Origin of the sequence: Streptomyces sp. NPDC059851, assembly GCF_042732005.1 — a bacterium.
In the GTDB taxonomy this organism is placed as follows: domain Bacteria; phylum Actinomycetota; class Actinomycetes; order Streptomycetales; family Streptomycetaceae; genus Streptomyces.
Genome location: NZ_JBHWJJ010000215.1, coordinates 1 through 8,772 on the forward strand (window position 1 = coordinate 1; position 8,772 = coordinate 8,772).

General features: G+C 73.2%; 9 protein-coding genes. 2 read left to right on the forward strand and 7 right to left on the reverse strand.

Annotated elements, in window-relative coordinates; all coding sequences use genetic code 11:
- Window positions 1–478: 478 nt before the first annotated feature.
- Window positions 479–1,063 carry a M23 family metallopeptidase gene (locus ACFV7Q_RS37250; RefSeq protein ID WP_385435386.1) on the forward strand — a complete coding sequence of 195 codons (585 nt, stop codon included), beginning with the start codon at window positions 479–481 and terminating at the stop codon, window positions 1,061–1,063.
- Window positions 1,064–1,168: 105 nt separating this feature from the next.
- Here the strand turns inward: ACFV7Q_RS37250 and ACFV7Q_RS37255 are convergent, their stop codons facing one another.
- From ACFV7Q_RS37255 to ACFV7Q_RS37285, 7 genes are all read right to left on the reverse strand, one after another.
- On the reverse strand, window positions 1,169–2,500 hold the full coding sequence (locus ACFV7Q_RS37255; protein ID WP_385435388.1) for a LamG-like jellyroll fold domain-containing protein: 1,332 nt from the start codon (window positions 2,498–2,500) through the stop codon (window positions 1,169–1,171).
- A gap of 88 nt (window positions 2,501–2,588) precedes the next feature.
- Window positions 2,589–3,899 (reverse strand): two-component system sensor histidine kinase CseC, encoded by a 1,311-nt coding sequence (cseC, locus tag ACFV7Q_RS37260; protein ID WP_385435389.1) that lies wholly within the window; start codon window positions 3,897–3,899, stop codon window positions 2,589–2,591.
- Window positions 3,896–4,603 (reverse strand): two-component system response regulator CseB, encoded by a 708-nt coding sequence (cseB, locus tag ACFV7Q_RS37265; protein ID WP_385435390.1) that lies wholly within the window; start codon window positions 4,601–4,603, stop codon window positions 3,896–3,898. Before cseB ends, cseC begins: the two co-directional genes overlap by 4 nt.
- Window positions 4,604–4,640: 37 nt before the next feature.
- Window positions 4,641–5,276, reverse strand: a complete 636-nt coding sequence (locus ACFV7Q_RS37270; protein WP_385435391.1) for a hypothetical protein — start codon at window positions 5,274–5,276, stop codon at window positions 4,641–4,643.
- Between the two features lie 38 nt (window positions 5,277–5,314).
- Window positions 5,315–5,887: a SigE family RNA polymerase sigma factor gene (locus ACFV7Q_RS37275; protein ID WP_385435392.1), complete on the reverse strand. Its 573-nt coding sequence runs from the start codon at window positions 5,885–5,887 to the stop codon at window positions 5,315–5,317.
- A 175-nt stretch (window positions 5,888–6,062) separates the two neighbouring features.
- Window positions 6,063–7,025: an A/G-specific adenine glycosylase gene (locus ACFV7Q_RS37280; protein WP_385435393.1), complete on the reverse strand. Its 963-nt coding sequence runs from the start codon at window positions 7,023–7,025 to the stop codon at window positions 6,063–6,065.
- Window positions 7,026–7,048: 23 nt separating this feature from the next.
- Window positions 7,049–7,663, reverse strand: a complete 615-nt coding sequence (locus ACFV7Q_RS37285) for a phosphatase PAP2 family protein (RefSeq protein WP_385435394.1) — start codon at window positions 7,661–7,663, stop codon at window positions 7,049–7,051.
- Window positions 7,664–7,885: 222 nt separating this feature from the next.
- Here ACFV7Q_RS37285 and ACFV7Q_RS37290 point away from each other — a divergent pair, with 222 nt between their 5' ends.
- Window positions 7,886–8,629, forward strand: coding sequence for a hypothetical protein (locus ACFV7Q_RS37290; protein WP_385435395.1), 744 nt, complete (start codon window positions 7,886–7,888; stop codon window positions 8,627–8,629).
- Window positions 8,630–8,772 lie beyond the last annotated feature (143 nt).

Consider the following 8,772-nt stretch of genomic DNA (forward strand, 5'->3'; position numbering starts at 1 on the left):
CGCGGCCGGTGCCGGGGATCCGCACCGCCCGCCCCGGCGGGGCGCCCAGCGGGCCGTACAGCGGGCGCCCAGCGGGCCGTGCGGGGCGCGGCCGCGCCCCGCACGGCAACGGAGGCGGGGGAGCCGGCCGTCCGCAGGGACCGAGGAGGGCGGCGCAGGTCTCGGGGCTACAGGATTTTTGTCCCGAAACGGTGCCGTAGAGGTCCTGGACCGGTGACAAGCCGCACAGGACAAATCGGACGTCCTACCATCTTTCGTAGATCGAATACCCGATTTGCCGCCCATGTTCCGCAGGAAGGGGCGGTCAAGCAGGTGCGCCACACCGCCCTTCCTTACGAGTCGTGGTAGTAATCGGGAGGTTTGGGGATGTCGCGGGACGCGGGTTACCAAGGTTGGGCAAGCCCGGCACATCGCCGCTCGCGGTGCCGGGTTGCTCAATGCCTGACTGCCCCCGTCCCCGGCCCCGGAGGTCTCCTTCATGTCCGCGAAGCGCATCAGCACCCGTCGTACCCGCCTCGCCATCGGCGCCACCGCTCTCGGCGCCACCCTGGCCCTCGGGGCCGGCGCCACTGCCGCCTTCGCCCAGACCCCCGCCGCCCTGCCCGCCGCGCAGACGTCCACCTCGGCCGCCTCGGCCAAGGCCGGCGCCTGGCAGAAGCCGCTCGCCACCTACACGCTGTCCGCGACGTACGGCAAGGGCGGCAACCTCTGGTCCGCCAAGCACTCCGGCCAGGACTTCGCCGTCCCCGTCGGCACCCCGGTCAAGGCCGTCAGCGCCGGCACCGTCGTCAAGGCCGGCCCCAACGGCGGCGGCGACGGCCCTGCGTACGGCAACGCCATCGTGATCAAGCACGGCAACAGCACGTACTCGCAGTACGCGCACCTGTCCAAGCTGCAGGTCAAGATCGGACAGAAGGTCGCCAAGGGCTCCCAGATCGGGCTCTCCGGCAACACCGGCAACTCCACCGGCCCGCACCTGCACTTCGAGATCCGTACCACCCCGAACTACGGCTCGTCCGTGAACCCGGTCGCCTTCCTGCGCGCCGCCGGCGTCACCCTCTGACGCACCCGGAACATCCCGGAGCTCCCCGGAGCACCCCCGGACAGGCAGTAGAACCGGCCCGCTGAGCGGGCCGGTTCTTCGCGTGTCAGACCGGTTCTTCGCGTGTCAGAACAGCAGCCACGCCCCCGTCGGCTTGGTCTTCGCGTCGACCCGGCCGGCCTTGAGGGTGTCGATCTGGGCGGGCGACAGCAGTTCGCCGTAGGTCTGGACGCTGTCCATGGCGCCGCTCCACGCGGCGGTCCACTTGTCCTCGTGGCGGGAGCGGGCCAGCTGGAGCGGGCCCTGGGCCTGGAAGACGCCGGAGACCGCGCTCTCCCCGACCTTCTTGCCGTTGACGTACAGGGCGATCTGCTTGCGCTCGGCGTCGTACGTCGCCGTCAGCTGGGCGAAGGTCTTCTCCATCTTGGCGCTCTCGCCGCTGACGGTGACGGTGGTGGACTCGGCGCCCTGGTCCCCGGTCTGCACGCGGAAGACCCATGCCGCCTTCCCGTTCACCTGGTCCAGGCCCAGCTCGAACGCGAACGACTTCTCGTTGCCCTGGCTGACGGCCATCTGCCGGCCCTTGGCCGAGCGGCTCCAGACCCGGGCCGAGACGGTGAAGCTCTTGGACGTGTCCACGATCCGCTTCTCGGACTCCGCGTACGAGTTCTCGTTGCCCTTGGTGCGGATCTCGTACCGCTTGTCGATGGGGAAGACCCCGGCGTCGGCCCCCATCTTCAGCGGGGCCTTGCCGGCGCGGTCGCGCAGCTGGGTGGGGTCGTCCTTGACGGTCGGGGTGTTGTCGACCGGCGCCTTGCTCTTGGAACCGCTGGGCGAGGGCGAGGCCGAGGCGGATGCGGAGGCCGAGGGGTCGCCGCCCGCGTTGGTGTTGCCGTTGTCGTCCTCCCCGCCCATCAGCAGGAACGTTCCGCCGCCGGCGAGCAGCGCCAGCACGGTCACCCCGCCGCCGATCATCCACAGCCTCTTCTTGCGCCGCTCGGCCGCCGTGCGGTCGGCCATGGCCTCCCAGTCGGGCTGCTCGGACTGCAGCGGCGGGAAGGGTCCTGCCCCCGGGGCGTCCTGGACGGGCAACCCGGCCGGCGGCCACTGGGCGGGCGGGACGGCGGGGTTCTGCTGGAACGGGGCGGGGCCGCCGCCCGGCTGGTACGGGTTCGGGACCCCCGGGCCGGCGGGCTGTCCGGGCGCCGCGGGCTGTCCCGGGCCGGCGGGCTGTCCCGGGGCCGCGGGCTGTCCCGGAGCCGCGGGGCCGGGCGCCGCCGGCGGCCCGGGCACGGTGGGCGGCGGGCCGAAGCCGCCGCCCGGGGCCGGGGCGCCGGCCTGCGGGCCGGCCGGGTAGCCGTAGCCGCCGGGTGCCGGCGGTACCGGCGGGAACCCGTAGCCGTTCCCCGGGGCGGGCTCGGGCTGCGGGGTGCTCGGGGGATTCGTACCGTCGGTCATGCCACGGATGCTAGAACACCGGTCCGTACACGCGAACGACCCGGTCCTCCTCGGCATGCCCCTGCCAGACCCGGCCGTACCGCGCGCTTCAGCCCGGCAGATGGATGATCGGGAAGCTGCCCGTGGCCGTCGGCGCGTGCTCCGGCAGCCACAGCACCGCCACCGCGCCCGCCGCCACCCCCTCGCGGTCCGCGCCGCCCGGCGCGGCCACGTTGCGGAACGTCAACCGGGCGCCCAGCACCCGCGCCTGCCCCTCGGCGATGGTCAGCCCCAGTCCGTGGCCCACCCCGGCCCGGTCCGTGGACCCGGTCCGGAACCGGCTCGGGCCCTCCCGCAGCAGCGCCTCGGGGAAGCCCGGCCCGTGGTCCCGGACCCGGACGACGCGGCCTTCGATGTCGACCTGGACCGGCGGCTGCCCGTACCGGGCGGCGTTCGCCAGCAGGTTGCCCAGGATCCGCTCCAGCCGCCGCGGGTCGGTGCTGACGATCTCGTCCGCGACCACCCGGACCGACGCCTCCGGCATCAGCGCCGCCACCCGGCGGCTGACGAACTCGCCGAGCGCCACGTCCTGCAGCTCGGCCCGCTCCGACGCGCCGTCCAGCCGGGCCACCTCCAGCACGTCCTCGACCAGCGCCCGCATGGCCTGCGCACGGTCGCGGACCAGCTCCGTCGGCCGCCCCGGAGGCAGCAGCTCCGCCGCGGTGAGCAGGCCCGTCACCGGGGTCCGCAGCTCGTGCGCGATGTCCGCGGTCACCCGCCGCTCGGCCTCCAGCCGCTGCTGGAGCGCGTCCGCCATGGCGTCGACGGCCCGCGCGAGGTCGTCGGTCTCGTCGCGTACGACACCGCCGACCGCGTCCCGGACCCGGACGTCCGGATCCCCGTGCGCCACCCGCTGGGCGGCGGCCGCGGCCTTGCGCAGCCGGCTGGAGATCTGCCCGCCGATCAGGACGCCGAGGGCGGCGCCGGCGACCACGGCGGTCAGCGACCCGACCACCAGGGCCCGGTCCAGGTCGCGCACCAGCTTGGCGCTCTCCTTGAAGGTGGTGTGCAGGGAGAGCACCTGTCCGTTCCCCAGCGGTACAGCGGCCCACACCTCGGGCCCCTTGGGGGACTCCTGGATGTAGGTGCCGCGCCGCCCGGACCGGGCCTTCTCCCGCAGTTCGGCGGGGAGGTCGGGGTCGTTGAGCTTCGCGCCCATGGGGGGCTTGCGCCCGGCGTCGGCGTTGCGGGAGATGAACTGCACCCGGTCGAGCTGGACCTCGCGGGCGCTGTCCAGCATCGAGGTGCGGGCACCGCTGTGCACCACCAGGCTCAGCGCGACCACGACGAGCGCGGCGACGGCGGCGATGGCGGTGGCGATCTTCCAGCGGATCCCCGTACGGAAGGTGAAGCGTCTCATCCCTTGAGCTTGTATCCGAAGCCGCGGACCGTTTCGATGCGGTCCTGCCCGATCTTCGTGCGCAGCCGCTGCACGTGGACGTCGACGACGCGGGTGTCACCGCCCCAGTCGTAGTCCCAGACCCGCTCCAGCAGGCGGTCGCGCGAGAGCACGGTGTTCGGCGCGGAGGAGAACTCCAGCAGCAGGCGCATTTCGGTCGGCGTCAGCGCCACCGGGGCGCCGGCCCTGCGCACCTCCATGCCCTCGGTGTCCACTTCCAGGTCGCCGAAGGCCAGCAGGCCGCGCTCGGCCGATCCGTCCTCGCCGCCCGCTCCGGCGCCGTTGGCGCCGCCGGCGTGGCCGAAGCGGCGCAGCACCGCGCGGATCCGGGCGACGAGGACGGCGCCGTCGAAGGGCTTGGTGACGTAGTCGTCGGCGCCCGCCTCCAGGCCCAGGACCACGTCGATGGAGTCGGCGCGCGCCGACAGCATGATCACCGGGACGGTGGACTCGTCACGGATCCGGCGGCACAGGCTCACGCCGTCCATGCCGGGCACCATCACGTCGAGCAGGGCGATGTCGGGCCGGTCGGCGCGGAAGGACTCCAGGCCGGACAGGCCGTCGGGCATGGCCGTGACCGTGAACCCGTCGCGCTCCAGCGCCAGGGTGGTGGCCTCGCGGATGACGTCGTCGTCCTCCACGAACAGGACATGGGTCTCGGCCATGCGCAAGCCTCGCCTCGGTTCCTTCGCTGCGGGTGGGTCAGTTCTTCTGGCTGATCGCCGGCGCGGGCTGGCCCCCGCCGTCGATGTTGCTGTAGTCCGTGTGGACGCGGTCCTGCTCGGTGAACCTCTCGCCGTTCCACCGGTACGTGATCACGTCCTCGCCCGACGGGTAGGCGAGCGTGTCGCTCTTCCCGTACACGGGCTTGGTGACCACCAGGTCGCCCCGGTCGATCTCCGCGTAGACGGGCGGCTGCTCGTCCGAGAACACATTCTCGTACGCCCCGCCCTCGGCCCGGTACACGTAGGAGCCCCGCCCCAGCGCATCCGCGCAGGACAGGACGTTGACCACGATGTCGGTCACGGACCCGCCGGTGATCTTCCCGTAGCTCACGTCCACCGGGTACTCCTGGCCCGTGCAGGGCTTGAGGTCCCGCTTGACCTCCGCGCTGACCCGCGGGTCCGCCTTCAGCAGCGCGATCGGGTCGACCTTCCGCGCCGGCTTCTCCGACGGGGCCGTCCGGCTCGGGGCGGGGCCGGTCGGTGAGGACGGCGCCCCGCTCTTGGCGACGGTTTCGGTGCGGGCGGGCCCGCCGTCGCGCAGCCCGGTCCCGGTCGTGGAGCAACCGGCCGCGAACAGCACAGTGCCGACGAGGACGACCGTCCCCGCCGACATCAATACCAGCGGACTTCTACCGCTCAGGCTTTGGCCATTCAGGCCGCGCACCGCTCACGCCCCTCGTACCGGATGGTGTGGTCCGCGCGGTGGTCACCGCGCTCCAGCGCGCGCATGTCCAGGTCCCGGCTCTCCAGTTCCTGCCGGAGGCGGGCCAGTGCGCGGTGCAGGGTGCTCTTCACGGTACCCGTAGACATGCCGAGTGCGGCAGCCGTCTCTTCCGTGCTCATCTGCTCCCAGTGTCGCAGGACGACGACGCTGCGCTGCTTGGGGGCGAGCACCTTGAGGATGTCCATCAACAGGGCGCGGTCGGCGCGCTGCTCGGTGCCGTCCTCGACGGAGGCGTCCGGCAGCTGCTCGGTGGGGACCTCTTCGAGCTTGCGGGCGCGCCACCACTCCGTACGCGTGTTGATCATGACGCGGCGCAGGTAGGCGTCGGCCAGGGCCTTGTCGGCGATGCCGTCCCAGCGGCCGTAGGTGCGCACCAGGGCGGTCTGCAGGAGGTCCTGGGCGTCGGTGGGGTCGGGAACGAGGCGCCGGGCACTGCGCAGCAGTGCGTCCTGCCGAGTGCGGACGTACTCCTCGAAGCCGAGTACCTCGCCGTGCGCCATCTCTGACCGCCTCCGTTCCGTGCAACCGCTCATCCGCTGCCCAACGACAGACGACGGTACGGAGGCGTTGTCACGAGCCTGTGCGGGCCAGCCTGCGGTGGGCGCACGGACACCCATAGGTTGTGTAACAACGGCTGTGAGCTGGGGTTTCCCCGCAACAAACGGAATGGATCAGTCAGTTTGCGGGGCGGTGCTGGGGCAGCCGGTACATCCCCCCGGCGAGCGGCTCGACCAGCCCGTCGGAGACCAGCCCGTCCAGCGCGCGGGCCCGCTGCACGGGCTCGTTCCACACGGTGTCGAGCACGCTCTGCGGAACCGGCCCCACCGCCTCCCGCAGCACGGCCAGCAGCTTGCCGCGGACCTGACGGTCCGTCCCCGCGTACGTCTGTCCGCGCCGCGGCGGCCCGTCGTGCGCCGGCTTCCCGGCGAGCCGCCACGCGCACAGCCCGGCCACCGGGCAGCGCGCGCAGTCCGGGTTCTTGGCCGTGCACACCAGCGCGCCGAGCTCCATGGACGCCGCCGCCCAGCGGGCCGCGGTGACCTCGTCCCCGGGAAGCAGGTCCCGGGCCAGGCGCCGCTCGGCGGCCGTGGTGGCGTTCGGCGGGTACTCCACGCCGGTCGCGGTGCGGGCGAAGACCCGGCGCACGTTGGTGTCGAGCACGGCGTGCCGCTGCCCGTACGCGAAGCTGGCCACCGCGGCAGCGGTGTACTCGCCGATGCCGGGCAGCGCCAGCAGCTGCGCGTGCTCGCGGGGTACGTCGCCCCCGTGCCGCTCCGTTATCGCCACGGCCGCGCCGTGCAGACGCAGGGCGCGGCGCGGGTAGCCGAGCCGCCCCCAGGCCCGTACGGCCTCGCCGGGGGCCTCGGCGGCCAGGTCGGCGGGCCGCGGCCAGCGGGCCAGCCACTGCTCGTACACGGGCAGGACCCGGCTGACGGGGGTCTGCTGGAGCATGAACTCGCTGACCATGACCCCCCAGGGGCCGGCCTCGGGGCGGCGCCAGGGCAGGTCACGGGCATGTTCGTCGAACCAGGCGATGACCGGGGAGTGCAGGGGGTGGGCCGCCTCCGCGGCTTCGCCGGCCGGGGGCGCGGCGGCCGGGGTCTCGGCGGGGGAGGAGGTTGTCCGGGATGCAGTCATGACATACGGCATCCTGGCACGTTTCACGGCCGTCGCGCGGAGCCCGGACCGGTGAACCAGAGTGCCGCCGGGTTGCCGCTCGTCCGCATGGCGGCGGCGATCCTACTGATCGGACCGGTCAGCGCGAGGACGAAGACCGCGGCGAAGATGCCGCCGCCCACCACGCCCACGGCAACGTCGTGCGGGTAGTGCACACCGACGAACACCCGCGAGTACGCCATCAGCAGCGCCATCGGCACCGTCAGCAGCACCAGCCGGCGCAGCGCGAGGGCCAGCGCCACGGCGGCCGCACCCGCGATCGCGGAGTGGTTGCTCGGGAAGGACCAGTCACCCGGGGCGGGGCACTCCGCGAGCGAGGCGGCGGCCCGGGCGACCGCCCTGCACGGACGTTCCTCCGTCACGACCAGCTTCACGCTCTCGGAGACCACGTACGCCACGGCGGTGGCGAGCGGGGCGAGCACGGCGAGCGCCATCGCCTGCGGGTTGCGCTGCCCGCGCGCACGCCACCACACGGATATGAACAGGACGCCGAAGATCAGCAGCCCGTATTCGGTCCACACCTCGAAGGCCGACTGCACCCAGCCGGGTGCGGAGTGGGCGGAATCGGTGATGTCGCGGTAGAGGTCGGAAGAGTCCATGGTCACCGACCGTACTCAACCGGGGGAGAGGCCCCGGCACGGCCCCTGGCCGATTCGTTTCGGTTGCCCCCCGCCCGCAGGCTGATCATCGGCAAAACCCGCCGGATACGCGGCATGTGGGGCACGGATCGGGCCCCGAACTCTCGTAAAGTTCCGTCCGTGGGATCTATGCGCAATCCGGTCGGGCCGCTCCCCTCCTCCATCTACTGGCGAAGGAGGGCCGTGCTGGCGTCCGTTGTCGCGCTCCTCGCACTCCTCGCCGTATGGGCCGTCAGTTCCACGGGCGGCACGTCGAGTACCAACGGCAAGGGCCAGCAGGGGCCCGACCCCGCCACCTCGATCACCCCCGGACCGTCCGGGACCGGTCCGGCGATCAGTCAGGCCCCTGGCGGGCGCGCCGAGTCGGGCGGCGGCACCGGCAAGAACGGTGACCCCGGCGCCGGTTCCGGTTCGGGCGGCGGCGCCGGTTCCGGTTCGGCGGCGGGCGGCGGCAGTGCCGGCACCGGAGCGGGCGGCGGGGGCGCGGGCGGCGCGGCGGCCGTCCCGGCCGACTCCCAGCTGCCCACCTGCTCGACGAGTTCCCTGCAGTGGGAGGTCAAGAGCGTCAAGAACGAGTACGAGGCCAGCGAGAAGCCCCGCCTCGAACTGATCGCCCGCAACATCACCGGGTCGACCTGCAAGGCCGACCTCGGCCCGAAGCAGGCCGTGCTGACGATCCTCCAGGCGAGCACCAGCAAGGCCGTCTGGTCCTCGGGCGACTGCCCCACCGGCCCCGGCAGCGCCTTCTACCGGGTACCGGCGCAGGGCGAGACCAAGCAGACCGTCGAGTGGGACCGCAGGTTCAGCGCCGCCGACCAGTGCCAGACGCCCCCGGCGGGCAGCGCCGTCCCCGACACCTACGTGGTGGAGGCCAAGTTCCCGGGCCTGCCCGTGGCCCGCACCTCGTTCGTCCTGAAGCCGGAGTAGGGCGGGGCCGGCGCGGGCCGGAAGCGAAACGGAAAGGGGTGGGGGGGGGGGGGGCGCGGCGCCGGGCCCCCCCCCCCCCCCCCCCAAACCCCCCCCCCCCCACACGAACCACCCAACAAAAACAACAGCCACCACCCCCCGCC

Coding starts and splice junctions, on each gene's coding strand:
- ACFV7Q_RS37280 (WP_385435393.1), bottom strand. CDS start 7,025: ATGACTGCATCCCGGACAACCTCCTCCCCCGCCGAGACCCCGGCCGCC.
- ACFV7Q_RS37275 (WP_385435392.1), bottom strand. CDS start 5,887: ATGGCGCACGGCGAGGTACTCGGCTTCGAGGAGTACGTCCGCACTCGG.
- cseB (WP_385435390.1), bottom strand. CDS start 4,603: ATGGCCGAGACCCATGTCCTGTTCGTGGAGGACGACGACGTCATCCGC.
- ACFV7Q_RS37285 (WP_385435394.1), bottom strand. CDS start 7,663: ATGGACTCTTCCGACCTCTACCGCGACATCACCGATTCCGCCCACTCC.
- ACFV7Q_RS37250 (WP_385435386.1), top strand. CDS start 479: ATGTCCGCGAAGCGCATCAGCACCCGTCGTACCCGCCTCGCCATCGGC.
- ACFV7Q_RS37270 (WP_385435391.1), bottom strand. CDS start 5,276: ATGTCGGCGGGGACGGTCGTCCTCGTCGGCACTGTGCTGTTCGCGGCC.
- cseC (WP_385435389.1), bottom strand. CDS start 3,899: ATGAGACGCTTCACCTTCCGTACGGGGATCCGCTGGAAGATCGCCACC.
- ACFV7Q_RS37255 (WP_385435388.1), bottom strand. CDS start 2,500: ATGACCGACGGTACGAATCCCCCGAGCACCCCGCAGCCCGAGCCCGCC.